Origin of the sequence: Paenibacillus timonensis (genome assembly GCF_022427145.1) — a bacterium.
Classification (GTDB): domain Bacteria; phylum Bacillota; class Bacilli; order Paenibacillales; family Paenibacillaceae; genus Fontibacillus; species Fontibacillus timonensis.
The window spans coordinates 35,650-54,706 of the sequence record NZ_JAKSXN010000006.1 but is presented as its reverse complement, the minus strand read 5'-3'; the positions used below and the strand labels follow the sequence as shown (position 1 = coordinate 54,706).

Sequence of the window (19,057 nt, the reverse complement as noted above, 5' to 3'; positions counted from 1 at the left end):
GATGGGAACTTTAAAACGCACGGCGAAAAATGAAATGTGGTACGTCTTGTTTATGCTGCCGGGCATGGCTCTATTCGTGCTGGCGGTCGTGATTCCGCTGGTGATGGGAGCCCGGTATTCATTCACGAATTGGGACGGGGTATCCGATTCCTTTGCTTCCGTAGGCTTTGATAATTACGTGCAAGCGTTCGGTGATTCGAGCTTTTGGGACGCCCTGTGGAACACGTTCAAATATGCGATTATTCTAACGATTCTGGTTAACGTGCTGTCTCTATTGCTGGCGTTGGTTCTGGACGCTTTCTTGCCTTTGCGCAACTTGTTTCGGACGGTCTTTTTCCTGCCAAGCGTCATCTCGATCGTGCTGGCGGGTTTCGTTTGGAGCTATAACTACAGCACGGGAATTCCGAATTTGCTGAGCCATCTCGGTCTTGAGGTTTCCAGTCCGCTCGGTAATCCGGATTACGCCCTGTTTGGTTTGATCCTGATCGCTTTGTGGCAGGGCGTCGGATCGCCCATGATTATTTACATCGCCGGCCTGCAGGGCATTCCGGGCGAGTTGTTCGAAAGCGCCCGCATCGACGGGGCGGGAGCCTGGAAAACGTTCCGGCACATCACGTTGCCGTTGCTTGCCCCTTCCGTGACGATCAACCTGCTGCTCGTGCTCACCGGCTCGCTGAAGGTGTTCGACCTCGTTTACGTCACGACGAACGGCGGTCCCGGCTTTGCGACGGAAGTGATGTCCACCTACATCTACCGGACGTCGTTCGCTTCGTTTAAGGGAGGGTACGGGATGGCGCTGTCGATGATGTTTTTCCTGATTCTCGTCCTCGTGACAGTCGTGCAGATGTCCATTTCCAGAAGACGGGAGGTCGAGATGTAATGAAGATGAAAGCAAACAAACTCGTCACGTTCCTCCTGTTTCTGGCACTGGCTCTCGTGTTCCTTTTTCCGCTGTATGTGGCTCTGCTGATGTCGCTCAAAACGGCGAAGCAAACGTTCGACAACTTCTACGCGCTGCCGTCCAGCCTCAATTTCGCCAACTACGTCCACGCCTGGGAGACTTCGAAATTCCCGCTGGCGATCATGAACAGCCTGATCGTCACGGTGGTTTCCGTCGTGCTGATCGTGCTGGTATCCGCTTTGGCCGGCTACTCCATTGCGAGAAGGAATAAACCGTTTTACAACATCATGTTCATGGTGTTTCTGTCGGGCATGATGATTCCGTTCCAGGTCACCATGCTGCCGTTGTACAAACTCGGCAAAACGCTTCAGATGCTCGATACCCATTGGGGAATCATCCTGATCTACGGCGGGTTCGGAATCCAGACAGGCGTGCTGTTCTACGCCGCGTTCATCCGCCAGATTTCCCGCGAGATCGAGGAAGCGGCCAAAATCGACGGCTGCAGCACGCCGGGTATTTTTGCCCGAATCATCATCCCGCTGCTCAAACCGGTGACGGCGACGGTCGTCGTGCTGAATGCCTTATATATTTGGAACGACTTCCTGCTGCCATTATTGTATTTGCAGGATAACCAATACCGTACGATCCCGTTGCAGCAGTATTTCTTCTTCGGACAATACAGCAGCGACTTGAACCTGGCGTTTGCCTATGCCGTCATGGGCATGATTCCGGTCATTGCGTTCTTCCTGCTGATGCAGAAGTTCATCATCAAGGGAATCGCCGCCGGCGCGGTCAAAGGCTGAGGTTAGGGAAGAAAGCGGGAAGGGGAGGTTGTACGTATGCCGATTAAGGTTTTGGAAGCCGCGAACCTATTTGAACTTCGCACGAAAAAAGCGTCTTACGTATTTGGCGTCAACGAAAACGGAGGGGTGCAGCACCTCTATTGGGGCGAGCCGGTGGAGGCCGCGGAGTGCGCCGATTTGCTCCGCATCCGTCACCACAGCTCCTTCGATGCCGAGGTGAACCGGGAATGGGAGGAGTATGGAGCTTGGGGCGGTACCTTATATGCGGAGCCCTGTCTCAAGGTCAAGTTCAAGAACGGCGTCCGCGATTTGCGGCTGCGTTATGAAGGGTATGAAACCGGGAGCGGCGTGCGGGGAGACCACTTGGTCGTCCGCCTGAGCGACGCGTATTATCGCTTGCGGGTGGAGCTGCGCTACCGGGTCGTTGAGGAATACGATTTAATCGAACGTTCGGTGACGGTGCTCAATGAAGAGGACGTTCCCGTCCGAATCGATCAAGTCATGGCGGCGGCCTGGTCCGCCCCGGCCGAGCCGTCCGTCCGGCTGACGCATGTGACCGGCCGCTGGGCCGGCGAATACCAGCTTCGGCGGGCGCCGCTCACCGAAGGCAAAAAAGTGCTGGAATCACGGCAAGGCTTCACCGGTGCGCATGCCAACCCTTGGTTTGCGTTGGATGACGGCAAGGCGGACGAGCGGTCCGGGAACGTCTGGTTCGGCGCGTTGGGTTGGAGCGGCAACTGGAAAATCGTCCTGGAGTCCTCCATCTTCGGCCGAGTCCGCGTCGTCGGCGGGGTCAACGACTTCGATGGGGCGTTTACCTTGGGACCGGGGGAGAGCTGCACGTCTCCTGTGTTTACGGGAGGATTCGTCTCCGGCGGCTTCGGAGAGATGAGCCGGAATTTGCACAACTATCAACGGGATGACGTGCTGCCCGGATCCCGGGAACGGAAAGTGTTGTACAACTCCTGGGAAGCGACGGAATTCGCGGTAAACGTCCGGGAGCAAATCGAGTTGGCCAAACAGGCGGCCCGGATCGGCGCGGAGCGGTTCGTTGTCGACGATGGTTGGTTCGGCGCGCGTCACAGCGACCGGGCCGGTCTCGGCGACTGGCAGGTGAACCCACAGAAATTCCCGAACGGGTTGCAAGAGCTGATCGACGAGGTGAAACGGCTCGGCATGGATTTCGGGCTGTGGGTCGAACCCGAATCGGTCAATCCGGACAGCGAGTTGTACCGGAACCATCCCGATTGGGTATATCAATTCCCGACGAGGGAAGGAACGCTGCTGCGCAATCAATTGATGCTGAACTTGGGCAATCCGGAGGTCAAGGCGTTCGTGCTCGAGTTCATGACGGATCTGCTCAGCACCTACGACATCGCCTTCATCAAATGGGACATGAATCGCACAATCACGGAGCCGGGTGCCATCCCGCTGCGCGAGCATACGGAAGAATCGGTGTGGATCAAGCACGTCGACAGCTTGTACGAGATATGGGCCGAGCTCCGGCGCCGTTTCCCGCGAGTGGAGTTCGAGACCTGCGCCGGGGGCGGCTCGCGCATCGATCTCGGCATGCTGCGGTTTGCGGATCAGGCTTGGATCAGCGACAATACGGACGCCCGGGACCGGCTGACGATCCAGGAGGGCTTCTCGTACGCCTACAGCCCCTCCGTCATGATGTGCTGGGTAACGGAGTCCCCGCACGGCATGAACGGCCGGCGGCTGCCGCTGTCGTTCCGCTTCCACAGCGCCATGCTGGGCGGCCTCGGGATCGGGGCGAACATCGCCCGCTGGTCGGAGTCGGAAATCGCCGAAGCCGGTCGTTATGTGTCGCTGTACAAACAGGTGCGCCATTTGATCGCCCAAGGCGAACTTTACCGGCTCGCCTCCTTCGCCGTGTTCGCTTTCCGGCAAGCGCAATATTTCGGCGACGCGGAGCTGCGGCTGCGCCTGCAGGGCCTAGAGCCGGATGCGCGGTACCGGGTGGAAGTGCCGGGGGAGGAGTTGACCGCGGAGGCGGACAACACCGCCGATCAGCGCGCGGCCCAACCCGTCGGCTCCGCCTCCGACTTGGCCGCAGACAACGTCTGGCACGGCTCCACCTTGATGCGTCTCGGCCTGCCGCTGATCTTGGCCGGCGATTATGCCAGCCGGTTAGTATACTTGAAGCGTCTATAGGAAGCTAAGGCTGTGACCTATATTACTCCCTTGCCGGGGGCCATACGCTAGAATGAGGACGAAACGAATCCATATGGAGGTAGGATAGCGGATGGCCCATAACAAGGGTAGCAATCGTAGCGGCAGCGGGAAACCGGCTCCGAACAACAAGACGGCGTACAACAGGACAACCCAAGGCAAGAAGAACGCCGGTAAGGGGACGGCAGGCAAATCTGCGGGCGGAAAAGGAACAGACCGGGGGACCGCGAAATCCGGTCTGATTTTTGTGATATCGTTGATTTTGATCGGGGCCCTAGTGATCACGCTGGCTATCGTTTTCCTCAAAGATTCGGATGGTTCCAGTTTGAAGGACCTCCCGAACTACACGGAAATCAAAGGCGATTACACCGCCGAAGGCTTGAAATATGAGAAGCAACCGCACTTGGGCGAACCGGACGCCAAGGTCAAGGTGATCGAATTCGCCGATTTCAAATGCCCGGCCTGCAAGAAATGGGAAGAAACCTACATGTCCCGGCTTCAAAAAGACTTCATCGACACCGGCAAAATCGAGTTGTTCTTTACCAACTACGCGTTCATCGACCGGGACTCGATCATGGCGGCCAGCGCGGGCGAGGCGATCGCTGCGCAGAGCAACGAGAAGTTCTGGGAGTTCAAGAGCAAGTTATACGCGCACCAAGGCGACGAGACGAAAATTTGGGCGACGCCAGACTTTTTGCTCGACTTCGTGAAGAAAAATATCGACGGCATCGATTACGACCGGTTCGCGGGCGATTTGAAGAGCCATGCCTACATGTTACCGGTCAAAGAAGACTTCAAAACCGCCGGCTATTACGGAGTCAACGGGACGCCGCAATTCATGGTGAACGGCGAATTGTTGCCGAGCTCTTCGTACGAGGAGTTGTCGGCGGCGATCGAAGCGCAACTGGCGGAGATTGGCGGGCAATAGGATCATTTCGGACGCTTTGCACGATTATCCCCTTTGATCAGATTGCCGAGAACTGGAGAAGGGCTCGACTCACTCCGGGTCCCTGGCCCTCCTGAATGAAAGGGATAATCGTGCAAAGGCAGCATAAGGGACATCAAGGCGCGCCGGAAATCGGCGCTGATGCGCACAAGGTAGAAGTTAGCGCCGGCCGACCGAGGACATCGGCCGGCCTTTTTCTTATGCCGTAAAGCGGGTTAAGACCGTGTCTTGGGCTTCAGTTGGACGGGGATCCAAATTTCGACCTTGCACGTATCCGAAGCCTCATCCCATGCCGCATATTTTTCGATCGTCGGACCGGATTTCTCATACTTGCTTTGCGGCAGGAATTCCGTATTGATCCGTTTCCATACGTTGCCGAGCGTCTGCCCCGTTATGCTGCCGTTCGCCTCGAATTTCAACCATGTTCCTTCCGGATACATATAGCTGTCGAACCCAAAGCATATCCCTAAGTCCAGGGCGCGGCTGCACAGCGTCTGAATGGCTTCATTGCTGCCGTCGCTTTGGACCACAGCCCAGGTACCGCCGCCATGAGGAGTCACGCGCCGGATTCCGGGCCTGAATCGGCGTCACCCCATGTAAGCGCTTGAAGGCCACGGTAAAAGCATCCGCCGATAAATAGCCATACCTCATGGCGATATCGATGATTTTCTCGTAAGGAACAAGCCGCGATTTGGCTGATCTCTTGTTCGTCGATGAGGTCGCACAGGTGCTCCTCCGTTAGGTTTCGCGGAAGAATTAACGGATTTCCGACATGTGGCGTTCCGGCAAAAACTTTGTCGGCGCCCCCCACAATTTTTGATAGGGCAACGTAATAAACAACAAACCCCAATTAACGACAATCATTGAGGAGGACACAACAACATGAAAAAAAGCTGGATGATCGCATTTTTCTGCGTGGTGGCATTAAGCTTGACGACCGGCACGGCGTCGGCCAAGGCGGCGCAGGAGAACGGCAAAGGAGCCGAGAAAAAGGTGGAAGCCGGCGTTCAAGTGGATGCACAGCAAACGAAGTCACAAGAAAAGGCCGCTAACGGCAAGAAGGTAGAGCAGGCGTCGCAAGGGACCGTAGAGGAACAGGCGACGGAGGAAACGCAAACCCCGGAGGGCGAAGAGTCCACGGATACGCAAAAATCCACGAAACCGGGCCACAACGGCTACAAGGGTTTGCTGAATGCAATCCAAAACGTCAAGGACAAGCCGGCGGGTGCGGTATTGGCCGATTTGCTGCTGACGAAATACGATGCCAAACTCACGGATGAGATGAAGGCGGAGCTTACGCAAATCAAGGAAGAGGCTGCGGCTTTATCCAAGGCTGCGGACCTGTTGGAGCAAGAAGGCAGCGTGACTGATGCGGTCTATCTGCAGGAGGAAGCAGTGTTGGCTGACTTCACGAACATCGAATCGTACAAGAAGCTTGGCAAACTGTATGATAAGCTGGGGAAAAAAGGGGTTAAGTTGTTCGTCAACGGCGAACAGCCTACAACGGACGTAGCTCCGATCGTACAAGACGGCAGCACGCTGGTCCCATTCCGGGCCATCTCCGAAGCCCTGCAGGCGGAAGTCGCCTATAACCCGGCGGACAAGTCGATCACGGTGACGAAGGACGGCGTAACGCTGAAGCTGATCATCAATAGCAAAACGGCTTACGTGAATGGCGAACAGCAGACGCTGGACGCGCCGGCCACCGTTATTAACGGCAGCACGGTAGTTCCGGTTCGATTCATCAGCGAAGCTTTTGAAGCGGTCGTGCAATGGGAACCTAGCTCCCAGTCGGTCGTCATCTATAACGAGAACACCGGTACGACGACGAACGATGGAACCGCCACAACAACTACATCAACTACAACCACTAATGCTACAGAAACAACGACGACGACTACCGATACAACGACAACTACTACGGCAGAACAACCATAACGCGAAACTAGAAAAGGCGACCTTCCCAGGTCGCTTTTTTGTTTGAACCGCCGTTGATATAGTCTAAAGGTCAAATAAGGTCAAATCATTGGATCGGCCCCCAAACTCGAGGAAAAATGCCGCAAAATCGCTCATCGAGGGACAAAATCGCCGTAGATCGGTTTTGTCACTCCCCAGACTGAGGCATATAATGAGGATGTAAGGTCAAATAAGGTCAAAGAAAGGGGAATGCATGATGTTTGATTTGATTCCTTTTGGTAGACACAGAGAGGATGCGTTCAGTCAACTGGCGAAGACGTTCAACGATGTGTTTCAAGATGACTTTTTTGCACCGTTGAAACATTCGCCGGTATCCTTCAGAACCGATATTCGTGAGACGGAACAAGCGTACCTGGTCGAAGCGGAACTGCCCGGTTTTCAAAAAGAGGACATCGAGATCGACTATGCCGCGCCTTACCTGACGATCAAAGCCGTTCGCCATGAAGATCAGCGCATGGAGGACTCGAAGCAGCAAATCGTCCGCAAGGAACGCCGGTACGGCGAATACGTGCGGAGATTCTACGTGCAGGACATCGAGGAAGAAGGGATCCGCGCCTTCTTGAAGGACGGCGTCCTGAAGCTGGAGGTGCCGAAACGGCAACCGACCCGCTCCAAACGCATCCAGATTCAAGATGGCGATTAATATACAAGGGGCTATTCCACCAGTGGCACGTTACTGGAGGGACAGCCCCCTTCTATTGTGCATTTCGCAGGCTAACAGGAAACATCCCGACTAATCGCTGAGAGCATCGGCCTTCGCCGTATGGACTAGGGCGGGGGCGGCCTGCTCGGTCCTAGCCCGTTCCGCCCGGACGGCGCAGACTTTGAATTCGGGCATCCGGCTGACGGGGTGGAGGGCGTCGTTCGTCAGCCGGTTGACCGCTAGATCGCCGCCCCAGTGAAACGGGACAAAAATCGTGCGCGGATGAATGTCCGCCGTCACCTTGGCGGCGAAATCCAGCGACCCGCGGCGTGAGGTCAAGCGGACGCGGTCGCCTTCGCGCAGGCGAAGCTGCTCGGCCAGGGCCGGGTGGAGCTCCGCCACCGGCTCCGGCGCCTTCTTCGCCAGCGCGTCCGTGCGGCGGGTCTGCGCGCCGCTCAGGTAGTGCCCGCCCAGCCGGCCGGTCGTCAGCAGATACGGGTATTCCGTATCTGCCACTTCCGCCGGCGGCTGCGGCGCGATCGCGTGCAGGCGGGCCCGGCCGCCTGCACGGGGGAAGACGCCGCCCGCGAACAGGCGCGGCGTCCCGGGGTGCGCCTGGCCGGGCCCGGGGCACGGCCAGAACAGCCCTTGCGCTTCCTGCAGGCGCGGGTAACTTAAACCGCTGTAATCGGCTTTGCCCCCGGCGGAAGCGCGGCATAACTCGTCGAACACTTCGCTCATCGACGAGTAAGAGAAATAGCGCCCTCGGCCCAGCCGCTCGGCGAGGGCGCACAGCAGCCAAGCGTCCGACATGGACGCGCCGGCCGGCTCAAACACCCGGGGCCGGTAGAACACCCGGCCCTCGAGGTTCGTCATCGTCCCTTCCACTTCGAGGAAGGACGTGCCGGGCAGCAGCCAATCCGCGTAGGCGGCCGTCTCCGTCTCGAACAGGTCGACGACGACGAGCAGGTCCAGCTTCGCCAGCGCCTCGGCGACCCGGGCGTTGTTCGGGCTGGACACGACCGGATTGGAGCCGAGGACGATCATCGCTTTGATGTCGCCGTCCAGCACCTTCCCGAACAGCTCATACGCGGAGACCCCTTTGCCGGGCAGCTCGCGGGGATCAAGCCCCCAGACGCCGGCGACATGCGCCCGGGCGTCCGGGTCCTCGATCGACCGGTAGCCCGGCAGTTGGTCGGCCTTGAGCCCGTGCTCGCGGCCGCCCTGCCCGTTGGCCTGCCCGGTGACGGAGCCGAAGCCGCTGCCCGGTTTGCCGATGTGCCCGCATAGCAGGCACAGGTTGATGTACTGCAGCGTATGCTCCACGCCGTTCACCTGCTGCTCCAGCCCCCGCGCCGTCAGGACGATCCCGCGCTTCGCCCCGGCAAATTCCCGGGCCACCTGCCGGATCGTCCCCTCCGGGATCCCGGTGAGGGCGGCAACCCGGTCGGGCGAAAACGCCCGTACCGCTTCCTGCATCGCCTCAAACCCTTCCGTATGTTGGGCCACGAAATCCGCGTCGTACAGCCGCTCTTCCACGATCACATGCAGCAATCCGCTAACCAAGAGCGAATCCTGCCCGGGTTCGATCGTCAGCTGGTGGTTCGCGATCTTGGACGTCATCGTCCGCCGAGGATCGATGGTGACGATGACGGCTCCCTTTTTCTTGGCGGCCAGCAGGTAAGGCATCAACGTCGGCTGGCATTCGGCGATATTGGTACCTGCGAGGATGAGGTAATCCGCTTGGGGAATATCCTCGAGCGGGAAGGGGAGACCGCGGTCGATCCCGAACGCCAGCTGTTGCGCCGCCGCTGCGGAGGACATGCAGTACCTTCCGTTGTAGTCCACGTAGCGGGAGCGCAAAGCGACCCGGGCAAATTTGCCGAGCAGATAACACACTTCGTTCGTCAGCGAACCGCCGCCAAACACGGCAACGCTGTCGGGACCGTACCGTTCCTGGAGCTGCCGGATCCGGGCGGCGATGTCGTCCAACGCTTCGGGCCAGGCTGCGGGCGACCAAGCCGTCGAGGTTGCTTCGGAGGACAAAGACCTCGCCGCTAAATCGCCGGTCCCCGCCCCGTTGCTCTGCCACCATTCCCATTCCGCCGATCTCCGGAGCGGCTGCATCACCCGCTCCGTATGGACCGTATGGTCAAACGCGTGGAAGCCCTTTTGGCATAATCGTCCGGTGGCTACCGGGAAGTCGGGGCTTGGCTTCAATTCGTACCCCAGCGAGGAACCGGGGGCCAAGTGCAGGTCCAGGCTGCATTGCATGCTGCAGAAGGGGCAATGGGATCGCATTCGGTCGTCAGGACGGACGGCTGTAGGGGTATGCGTCATAAGTTGCCTCCTTCCGTTTCAGGAACGTCCGCTTCCATTCACCCTGGATGAAGGTAACCGTGAGGATGCAAGCCAGCGCGATACCGCTCAATATGAGGAAACCGGGGGTATAGGATCCGGTCCACTGCTTTAGGAGGCCAAGAATGTTCGGCAGAAAATAGCCGCCCAGCCCGCCGGCCGCCCCCACGATCCCGGTGATGACCCCGATTTCCTGCTGGAAGCGTTGGGGGACGAGCTGGAACACGGAGCCGTTGCCCATGCCTAGGCACATCATGCCGACGAACAGCAGCACGGTTACGACGGACAGCGGCGGCAGCGACGAGACCGAAGCCATCATGAGGGCTACCCCCGCGTACAATGCAAGCAGCATGCGTACTCCGCCGACCTTATCGGCCAGCCAGCCGCCCACGGGGCGGAAGAAGCTCCCGGCGATCACGCACAAGGTCGTGAAATCGGCGGCCCGCACCGCGCTAAGCCCGTATTCCGTATTGAAAAAAATCGTCAAGTAGTTCGACAACCCTACGAAACCGCCGAACGTCACCATATACAACATGCAGAACAGCCAAGTATCCCTTTGGCGGAGGACGACGGCGTAGTCGCGCAGTTTTTTCGGCTCCGGCTGGTTGGGACTGTCTTTCGCCAGCAGCGTAAAGACGAGGAAGACCAGCGCAATCGGAATGAGGGCGAGCCCGAAGACGACTTCCCACCCGCCGTAATGCTGGGCGATCCGGTTGGCGAATAGGGTGGAGAAGACGGTGCCGCTGTTGCCGGCCCCGGCGATCCCCATCGCCAATCCCTGGTATTGCGGCGGGTACCATCGGCTGGCCAAAGGCAGGGCTGCCGAGAAGGAAGCGCCGGCAACGCCCAGGAGCAAAGCCACTACGTACAATTCGCCCAGCGAATCGACGAATTGCCAGCCCCAGATGAGCGGCACCATCGTGACGGCCATGCCGATTTGTCCGGTCCGTTTGGGACCGATCCGGTCAGCCAACACACCAAGCACCAGGCGAAGCGCGGAGCCGCCAAGGATCGGCAGGGCGACGAGATTGGCTTTTTGCGCGGCGTTCATCGGATAATCCTGCATCATGATGACGGCCAACGGCCCGATCAGGACCCATACCATAAAGCTAACATCAAAGTACAGAAAGGCGCTCAGCAGCGAGGGCTTATGCCCGCTTTTCAAAAAACCGGTACGTTCCATCCTTCCATCTCCTCTCCAAATTCCATCCTCTTCAACCGGGATGTTTCTGTTTCCTTTGGTCACGCCGAACCGGGCGCGCAAAACAAAAAGGAGCCCCGCGCAATCTTGCGATTGCCCGAATGGCCCCTTTGCCGACCGGCGGCACAGCGTTGTGCGAAACCGGAATATATGCGCCACGACGTTGTGAACGTAGTTAAATTATATGAGCTGAAAAAAGAAGATGTCAATATAAATTACAAAAAACGTTCATAAATTTAACTGAAAAGCATCTTGACGATTGCGAAAACGAACTTTTCACTCAAAGTTTGATGAATTTATATGAATTTTGAATGTTTGATGTAAGATAACATAACACAACATAACATAACCTGAAGTTTAGAACACAAATTTTCGCTGTGCCCAAAAGCTGAAGAAGAACAACGAGACCTCCGTCAACAGCTTGGCTGCGAACAAAGGGATGCCGATCGTTTCATGAAACAGATACATCAAACCCATGTTGAACAGCATGACGAGCAGAACCAGCAAGAAGTACCTGGCCATGGAACGGTAGTCCTTTGCAGCGTCCCTTCCCGAATCGATGCTCGTCGTTAATCCGGCTGCGCGGAATCCCAGTCCAGCTTGAGGGGTAAAGACGAATTTTCGGTTCATCGTATAGTTCACGAGGGCGCTGTAGATTCTGGCGCCAGCCACCGAAAAGGCCAAGCCGACCCCCAGCCCCTGCATCAGGAAAAGCAGCGCGAAGTCCAACCCGGCCGCGAAGATCGACGAACCGCTGAATCGCAAGATCGGCAGGAATACCCGGAACGAATCGGCGAATGGCCGGAAGTGGGACGACTTGTTCTGATCGAGATACACCGTGTCGATCCAAATCTCTTCGATCGACATCTCCTCCTTCGCGGCGTTCAGGAGCATGTTCATCTCGTATTCGAAGCGCTCGCCCGGAACCTCGCACAACCATTCCAGCAAGTCCGAGGAAAAGCCGCGCAGCCCGGTCTGGGTATCGTAAATCTTGGCCCCGCTGGATAAGGAGAACGCGGTCCGGGTCACCGTATTCCCGAATCGGCTGCGCAGCGGCACCTTGCCGGCAAACCGGCGGCTCCCCAGCACGATGCGCCGGCCCGGTCCGCGCACGGCTTCGGCTATCTGCATAATATCGGCCGGAAGATGCTGTCCGTCGCTGTCCGCGCAGACTACGCCGCCGGGTTCGCCCGATTCCAGCAAATAGCGAAATCCGGTTTTTAAGGCGCAGCCCTTGCCGCGGTTGAACTCGTGACGGAGCACCGTGCAGCCGGCGGCTTCTGCCGCTTCAAACACCGGCCGAAACGCTTTCCCGCTGCCGTCGTCGACAATGAGCAGCCGGTCCGGAGATGTTTTTTTCAAATGGCAGATAAGTTCAAGCAGTCTATCGTCAGGTTCATAAGCGGGGATCAATATCGTACCCATGTCAGTTCCCCTCCGGGACATACAGGATGTCGCTGACGCCGCGTTCGCGTTCTTTGCCCTGCGGATTGTTGACGACCCTGCCCCTAAAATACATCGTCGACGAGCCGCCACCGTCAAGGTTATACGCTTCGGTGCAGCCGAGATCTTGGAATACCTGCGCAAACTCCGTCAAGGTCATGCCCCGGCTGTAGTTTTCTTTCCGTCCGTCGACGACGACGAACACGTAATGATTCGGAGCAATCAGGCCGATGCCGGTCCGAGGGTTCGCGCTTTGGATCGAACGATTGCCGAAGTTGGTGTCGATCTTGACGTTGTCCAGATCCGCGTTCACCTGACCTTCCTGGATCAGCGCCGGCCCGAACGACAGCGTCTGCGTCACCCCGCGCTCCAGCAGCGACTCGGCGGTAACCTGCTGCTCGTCATAAGCCTCCATCGTTCCGTCCTGGAACAAGGCCAGTCCCGTCCGCGCCGGTTCGTCACGGTAAAGGGTGCCGTTGCGGATGATGACGCCGTCTTCGCGAAATCCGTAATAATCCCCGTTAACCGCAAAAACCGCGCCATGATCTTCGGCGATTTCGGATGTCGTCTGCGTGATGTTGCGGCCGAAGCTGTTTTCGGCCAACGCCGACTGCAGCGCCGCGGAATCCTTCATCTGCACGTCCGCCACGAAATAGGTGATTTGATCCGGGCCCGATCCCGTTTGGATCTGGTCGATGAGCCGATATTTTTGGGCATACGGATGCTGGCTTCCCGCAGAATTTCGAAGGTCAGTTCCATGAGAACCGCTTCGATGAAAGCGGGGAACGGGACTTGCTCCCGCTGCGCCGCCAGGCTGATCAGAAGTTGCGTAGGCAGCATCTCTTGATGAAACGTCGTGATCGCGACATATAAAGATGGTCCGAAAAGGGAAATGAAAATCCCGAGATATCGCAACAACCGAATAAAACTGGCAATATCGGCGCGCTGGTAATAATCCTCTGAGGCATGGAGGAACGAAACGAACGTAGCCGGCGCGACCAGGACGATCGGGGTTCCGTCTACGAGGATGGCCACCTTGCCTTCCAACAGTTCGGCGGCGACGACATCCGGCCGTTCGGTATTGAAAATCGTCGGAAAAGGGGTTAAGGTTTCGTCCTGAATCGCTTCCTCGATGTACCCGCTTTCCAGAATGCTGCCGTAGTCGATCCGGTTCAGCCGGTCTCGCACTTCCTGCACCACTTTGTCGTTGGCGATGCCCTTGATGTACATGATGGCTACGTCGGTTCGCGTAATCCTGCCGATCTGCATCGTTTCCAGCCACAGATGGGGATCCTTGATTTTTCTCCGGATCAGCGCCGTATTGGTGCGCAACGATTCGACAAAGCTCTCTCGAGGACCGCGAACAACGTTTTCCGAGGATGGCTCGCTCACTCCGCGGTCTTTCCAGCCTCGAGTACTGCAAACCACGCCTTGATCCTGCCCGTCGACGAGAATCACGGTATCTCCGGACAACAAAGCCTGATACAAAGCGTCGAAATCGGAGACATCCCGAATATCGCCGATCGTTAAGGCATAGCTTTTCAAGGCTAGCACGACGTCGGAGGGGGGATCGACGCTTCTGTCGGTCTGCCCGAAGATGTTGATATCCAACATGACCGATTTCATGATGAAGTCGGTGATGATTTTCTGATCGGCCAACCCGTCGGTAAAGAGAATCGCCATCGACCGATCGCCTTTGTGGCCGATCGGCAGATTCCGGATAATGATGTCGGTACTGCTTCCGAGGGTTTCCTGGATTGCGTGCAAGTTAGCTTCCAAATCCGTATATAGTGACTGCGGTTCGCCGGACGCCGAGGTTTGGCTGGCTGTTAACGGGCCGTGGACAAGGGCTTGTGCGGATCTGCGCTTCATTCTTCGCCGGTAAGGCATCGTTGTTCTCCCTCTCGCAGGTGTTATTAGCCCCATTATTTCCGGGGACTGTCCCTTCCAAACCAAATCCGGGTTACAATAGGGACAATAGACAAATATCCTTTTAAGAATTCGAGAAAAAAGAGGGATCCGCCTTGAGTGAAACCGAGAATCCGACCCAAGCTCCAACCGAAGCGCAACCATCCGAGCGATCCGTCGCGGCGGCCGTTCGCGCCCAGCAGCAATTCGTCCGCAGCGGTGCCACCCGGCCGGTGGAATTCAGGCTGCGCCAACTGGAGCGCCTAAAGACAGCCATTTCCCGTTACGAAACGCGCATTTTGGAAGCGCTGCAGCGGGATTTGCGCAAACCTGAGCTCGAAGGCTACAGTACGGAAGTCGGTTATGCCTACGACAGCATCGGGTACGTGATGAAGCGGCTGAAGCATTGGGCTAAGCCGGAGCGGGTTCGAACGCCGCTAACCCATCTCGGCTCCAAGAGTTACATTTACCGGGAGCCATACGGATCAGCCTTGATCATCGGGCCGTTTAACTACCCGTTTATGCTGGTGATTGACCCTTTGATCGGGGCCATCTCCGCGGGGAACGCCGCGATCGTCAAACCTTCGGAGTACACGCCTCATGTCTCCGGGGTCATCGCCGAGATGATCGGCGAATATTTTGATCCCGAGTACATCCTGGTCATGGAGGGAGGGCAGGAGGTGACTTCCGCATTGATTCACGCCCCGCTCGATCTGATTTTTTTCACCGGAAGCATTCAGGTTGGAAAGATCGTCATGGCGGCGGCGGCCGAGCATTTGGTGCCCGTCGTCCTGGAATTGGGCGGGAAAAGCCCTTGCATTGTTGATCGCGAGGCGGATCTGGGTCTAACTGCACGGCGGTTGGTTTGGGGGAAATACCTCAACACGGGACAGACCTGCGTGGCTCCGGACTATGTACTCGTTCACGAATCGGTGAAAGCGGAGTTGATCGCTAAAATGAAGGCGCAAATCACGGCTTTCTATGGTGACGATCCGCAGCGGAGTCCCGACTACGGGCGCATCGTCAACGAGCGGCATTGGGACCGGCTGATGGGGTTGTTGGACCCTTCGAAGGTAGCGGCTGGCGGAACCGGCGATCGCGGTGACTTGTACCTGGCGCCGACGATTATGGAGAACGTAAGCTGGGAAGACCCGGTGATGCAGGAGGAGATTTTTGGGCCGATTTTGCCGGTGCTGGAGTATCGGGATCTGGATGCGGCGCTCCGGGACATCGGCGAATGGCCCAAGCCGCTGGCGCTGTACTTGTTTACGAGCAATGCCGAGACGGAACGGAAAGTGGTGGAATCCGTTTCGTTCGGCGGGGGGTGCGTCAACGATACGGTCATGCATCTGGTCAGCCCGTATCTGCCCTTTGGCGGCGTGGGTTCCTCCGGTATGGGCGCCTATCATGGCCGCTACAGCTTCGAAACCTTCTCCCACCGGAAAAGCGTGCTGAAGAAGTCGACCCGGGTCAACCTCAGCTTCATTTATCCGCCTTATAACTCCGGCAAACTGAAGTTGATTCGACGTTTCATGAAGTAGGGGGAACCCGCAGCTGTCAAAGGGAATGAATCTTTCATGGGAGGGATAATATCATGGGAATGAGTCCAAGCCGCAAATTCGCCTGGACCTGGCGCGTGAAGGAAGATCAGCTGGAGGCTTACGTTGACCTGCATTTCAATCCTTGGCCGGAGGTGCTCGAGGAGCATACCCAAGCGGGCATTCGAAACTATTCGATCTTTCAGCAGGGGAATCAGTTCTTCTACTGCTTTGAATGCGATGATCCGGATGCGGCGTTCAAATACATTGCGGACAGCGAAGTTTGCCAGCGGTGGAACGCGATTACGTCGGGGATGGTCGAGGGCTCCTTTGACTTTAATGAGCCGCAGCCGATCGTACCGATGCGCGAGGTTTTTTACTTGAAATAATTCAGAAAACATCAGGAGGATTCGGAAAATGAAATATCGCAAATTAGGCAGAACCGGCTTGAACGTTTCGGTAGTCGGAATCGGAACCTGGCAATTTGGCGGAGAATGGGGCCTGAACTACACGCAGGCGGAAGTGGATGCGATTTTGGACCGGGGCCGTGAGCTTGGCATCAACCTGATCGACACGGCGGAGTGCTACGGTGACCATTTGTCCGAATCGTTTATCGGGGATTATCTAAGCCGGCGAAACCGGGAGGAATGGCTGATCGCTACGAAATTCGGGCATCAATTTCATGAACGGTTCACGCGGACGGACCGCTTTGATGCCGCGGCGGTCCTGCAACAGCTGGACGCTTCGCTGAAGGCGCTGAAGACCGACTACGTCGATTTATACCAGTTCCACTCGGGGCCGGATGCGGCGTTTGACAATGATGAACTGTGGACGTTGTTGGATAAACAAAAGCAAGCGGGGAAAATCCTCCATCTCGGCACGTCGATCGGCAGCAATGACAATCTTCATCAGACCGAAGCTTCGTCCAAGGTAGGTTCGGAAGCGATACAGGTGGTTTACAACCGACTGGACCGCGTGCCGGAGAACCGGGTGTTCCCGTCCTGCGAGCAACAGGACTTGGGCGTGCTTGCCCGGGTACCGCTGGCGAGCGGTTACCTCAGCGGAAAATATAAACCGGGCGCGGTGTTCGGCGAGACCGACGTCCGCCACCGTCATGACCCGGAAAGTACTCGCCGCAAGCTAGAGGAAGTGGAGGAGATCCGGCGGAATGAAGTGCCGGAGGGCGTGGACATGGCCCAGTGGGCTTTGGCCTGGTGCTTGAAGAATCCGATCGTCAGCACGGTTATCCCGGGCTGTAAGAATCCGGCGCAGGTGGAGGCAAATGCGGCTGCGGCGGAGCTGGAAATCTAAGAAAATACAAGAAGGCCGATAAGCAGACAAAATTGTTGCTTATCGGCCTTTTTTCTTATTGACGATTGTCAAATTTAGGATTATTATGTAAACATAAATTGGAATTTTTGAAGTATATGGTGTTGCTTGATGTCATTGGATGTCGTTTGGTTGCTCTACTAGTCGAGAATCATTCGACTGGTAGAAGGAAGCGGGATTGGGGGGCGATAATTTTTTGATATCCACAACCACGATTCGCGCAGAACTGGAAGATTACATCAAGAGCGAAGGGACAACCCTACATCGTTTTTCGGAATCCGCCGGGGTTAACGTTGGAACGTTAAGCGGAATTATCAACGGCAACCGGCCGATTGCCATCGGTCAACTGGACCGGATTACGGCCGCGATGGGGCTGCCCGAGGGACACTTTTACGATTTATACGCCGATGAATGTTTTACTTCGACCGCTCCGCATTGGAGAAGGCTGCGGCCCTTCCTGCTAAGATGCGCCGAACTGCAGCGACATGACTGCATCAAGCAGGTATTAAGCCGATTGCTAGAGGATTTGAAGCAGATTGCGGGGATTTTCGAGACAGCGGAACAAATGTTTGAGCAAGGGCTAAAAGAAGCCGCCGTCATTCTGTATGAAGCCGTAATCGAAAGCGAAAGATCAAGTCATTCAGAACGGCTTGCAATGAGTTACTACCGGTTGTTTAAAATTCACAGCATGGATAGTGACAAGGGATTTAAAACTGCAATGCAATTTTTACCCTACAGACATCGTTTGCCGGAAGTGTATGCGCTCGATGGAATACTAATGTTGGTCGAAGTTTATTCGCTTAAATTTAATTGGTCTGAAGCCGAAGCTTACGCAGATGAACTTTGCACATTAGCTAAAGCGTTGTACGATAGAAAAGTATGGAGATACAGTGATTTCAAGCCACTCCGTCCTCTTGTTTATTATTATGGTAGGGGCTATCTTTTCAAGTCTGGTTCTTATGAATATAGAGGAATGTTTGAGGAAGCAAAGAAATGGATTGCAGAATATGCGGATTTAAGTTGGTTTGATGCCGATGATGAAACCCAAACTGCCGTTATAGAACAATTTAAAATGTTTGCACAAGCCAATTATCTTTGCATGGACATTAAAGCGGGGGATCGATCAAAAATTCCCAAGTATGTTCAATTCTTGGAAGATGAACCCGATGAACTGGTGGAAGGCTTGATAACATTAATAGAATCGGCCAATCGCCATCAGTTTTACATTGATGATATTCTTGATCGATTTTCCGAAGAAATTGAAAAATACAGGTTGATTGGAAAAGATAAGTGGTTTTCAGAATCAGTAGTCAGTGTGAATCGTTGTTCCGTTTTTTTTCAGAATTACGCAATTTATAATCTGAGGAAAAGGAATTATGAAGAAGGTATAAGGAGTTTACTATATAGTTTAAAGATGGCAATTTCTTTGAATAATAAATCTTTGATCGTGAATTGCATGAGTTTATTTGAACTGAACCGCAAGTTCGTAACTGAGGAGCAATATAAAAATTTTGAAGAACTGTGTAGAAAGGTGTGGGAAAATGAAAAAGAAAATGTTTTATATGGTTTCGGCTTTGACAATGGTTAGTTTGGTAGGTTTGGCTAGTGGTACTGGTTTAATTTCAACATTGTCACATGGTTATTGGGGTTAATATATTTTGTCTTGAACCATTCAAAAAAAGTAGGGATCAGCCCTTTTGGGTTGACCCTATTTTTATTTTATAGCGTATACAGAGACAGGGTGAGCAACTTTCCAGGCCGTAACATTTCAAAAAATGGAATTTTTTTGTTTCTTGCATTAGGTTTCATTATGCAAT

General features: G+C 55.6%; 15 protein-coding genes and 2 pseudogenes. 10 read left to right on the top strand and 7 right to left on the bottom strand.

The window, feature by feature from the left end:
- Position 1 precedes the first annotated feature (1 nt).
- From MJ257_RS03605 to MJ257_RS03590, 4 genes are all read left to right on the top strand, one after another.
- Complete coding sequence (locus tag MJ257_RS03605) at positions 2-880, top strand: carbohydrate ABC transporter permease (protein ID WP_240267948.1); 879 nt, start codon at positions 2-4, stop codon at positions 878-880.
- Positions 880-1,704: a carbohydrate ABC transporter permease gene (locus tag MJ257_RS03600; protein WP_240267947.1), complete on the top strand. Its 825-nt coding sequence runs from the start codon at positions 880-882 to the stop codon at positions 1,702-1,704. Before MJ257_RS03605 ends, MJ257_RS03600 begins: the two co-directional genes overlap by 1 nt.
- A gap of 36 nt (positions 1,705-1,740) precedes the next feature.
- Positions 1,741-3,879 (top strand): alpha-galactosidase, encoded by a 2,139-nt coding sequence (locus tag MJ257_RS03595; protein WP_240267946.1) that lies wholly within the window; start codon positions 1,741-1,743, stop codon positions 3,877-3,879.
- A 91-nt stretch (positions 3,880-3,970) separates the two neighbouring features.
- On the top strand, positions 3,971-4,825 hold the full coding sequence (locus MJ257_RS03590; RefSeq protein WP_240267945.1) for a DsbA family protein: 855 nt from the start codon (positions 3,971-3,973) through the stop codon (positions 4,823-4,825).
- Positions 4,826-5,058: 233 nt separating this feature from the next.
- On the opposite strand, the gene MJ257_RS03585 is transcribed toward MJ257_RS03590, so the two are convergent.
- Both MJ257_RS03585 and MJ257_RS03580 read right to left on the bottom strand, forming a co-directional pair.
- Positions 5,059-5,403, bottom strand: coding sequence for a GyrI-like domain-containing protein (locus tag MJ257_RS03585; RefSeq protein WP_240267944.1), 345 nt, complete (start codon positions 5,401-5,403; stop codon positions 5,059-5,061).
- A 7-nt stretch (positions 5,404-5,410) separates the two neighbouring features.
- Positions 5,411-5,512: pseudogene (locus MJ257_RS03580) on the bottom strand (AraC family transcriptional regulator); the annotation flags it as partial.
- 213 nt (positions 5,513-5,725) lie between these two features.
- Here MJ257_RS03580 and MJ257_RS03575 point away from each other — a divergent pair.
- Together MJ257_RS03575 and MJ257_RS03570 are read left to right on the top strand one after the other, a co-directional pair.
- Positions 5,726-6,781: a copper amine oxidase N-terminal domain-containing protein gene (locus tag MJ257_RS03575; RefSeq protein WP_240267943.1), complete on the top strand. Its 1,056-nt coding sequence runs from the start codon at positions 5,726-5,728 to the stop codon at positions 6,779-6,781.
- 235 nt (positions 6,782-7,016) lie between these two features.
- Complete coding sequence (locus MJ257_RS03570; RefSeq protein ID WP_240267942.1) at positions 7,017-7,463, top strand: Hsp20/alpha crystallin family protein; 447 nt, start codon at positions 7,017-7,019, stop codon at positions 7,461-7,463.
- A gap of 90 nt (positions 7,464-7,553) precedes the next feature.
- Here MJ257_RS03570 and MJ257_RS03565 read toward each other — a convergent pair whose 3' ends face one another.
- The 5 genes and pseudogenes from MJ257_RS03565 to MJ257_RS03545 form a co-directional block, all read right to left on the bottom strand.
- A complete protein-coding gene (locus MJ257_RS03565; RefSeq protein WP_240267941.1) occupies positions 7,554-9,803 on the bottom strand; it encodes a molybdopterin oxidoreductase family protein in 2,250 nt (749 codons plus the stop codon).
- Positions 9,772-11,004, bottom strand: a complete 1,233-nt coding sequence (locus MJ257_RS03560; RefSeq protein WP_240267940.1) for a nitrate/nitrite transporter — start codon at positions 11,002-11,004, stop codon at positions 9,772-9,774. The genes MJ257_RS03565 and MJ257_RS03560 overlap by 32 nt, the downstream gene beginning before the upstream one ends.
- 375 nt (positions 11,005-11,379) lie before the next feature.
- Entirely contained in the window at positions 11,380-12,447 is a 1,068-nt protein-coding gene (locus tag MJ257_RS03555; RefSeq protein WP_240267939.1) for a bifunctional glycosyltransferase family 2/GtrA family protein, read from the bottom strand.
- Position 12,448: 1 nt separating this feature from the next.
- Entirely contained in the window at positions 12,449-13,114 is a 666-nt protein-coding gene (locus tag MJ257_RS03550; protein WP_240267938.1) for a phosphodiester glycosidase family protein, read from the bottom strand.
- Between the two features lie 44 nt (positions 13,115-13,158).
- Positions 13,159-14,355: pseudogene (locus MJ257_RS03545) on the bottom strand (spore germination protein); the annotation flags it as partial.
- Between the two features lie 134 nt (positions 14,356-14,489).
- On the opposite strand from MJ257_RS03545, the gene MJ257_RS03540 reads away from it, so the two are divergent.
- The 4 genes from MJ257_RS03540 to MJ257_RS03525 all read left to right on the top strand — a co-directional run bounded on the left by MJ257_RS03540 (position 14,490) and on the right by MJ257_RS03525 (position 18,828).
- A complete protein-coding gene (locus MJ257_RS03540) occupies positions 14,490-15,914 on the top strand; it encodes an aldehyde dehydrogenase (protein ID WP_240267937.1) in 1,425 nt (474 codons plus the stop codon).
- Positions 15,915-15,967: 53 nt separating this feature from the next.
- Positions 15,968-16,300, top strand: a complete 333-nt coding sequence (locus MJ257_RS03535; protein ID WP_240267936.1) for an L-rhamnose mutarotase — start codon at positions 15,968-15,970, stop codon at positions 16,298-16,300.
- A 28-nt stretch (positions 16,301-16,328) separates the two neighbouring features.
- Positions 16,329-17,222 carry an aldo/keto reductase gene (locus tag MJ257_RS03530; RefSeq protein WP_240267935.1) on the top strand — a complete coding sequence of 298 codons (894 nt, stop codon included), beginning with the start codon at positions 16,329-16,331 and terminating at the stop codon, positions 17,220-17,222.
- A gap of 196 nt (positions 17,223-17,418) precedes the next feature.
- Positions 17,419-18,828, top strand: a complete 1,410-nt coding sequence (locus tag MJ257_RS03525) for a helix-turn-helix domain-containing protein (RefSeq protein WP_240267934.1) — start codon at positions 17,419-17,421, stop codon at positions 18,826-18,828.
- The last annotated feature ends 229 nt before the right edge of the window (positions 18,829-19,057 follow it).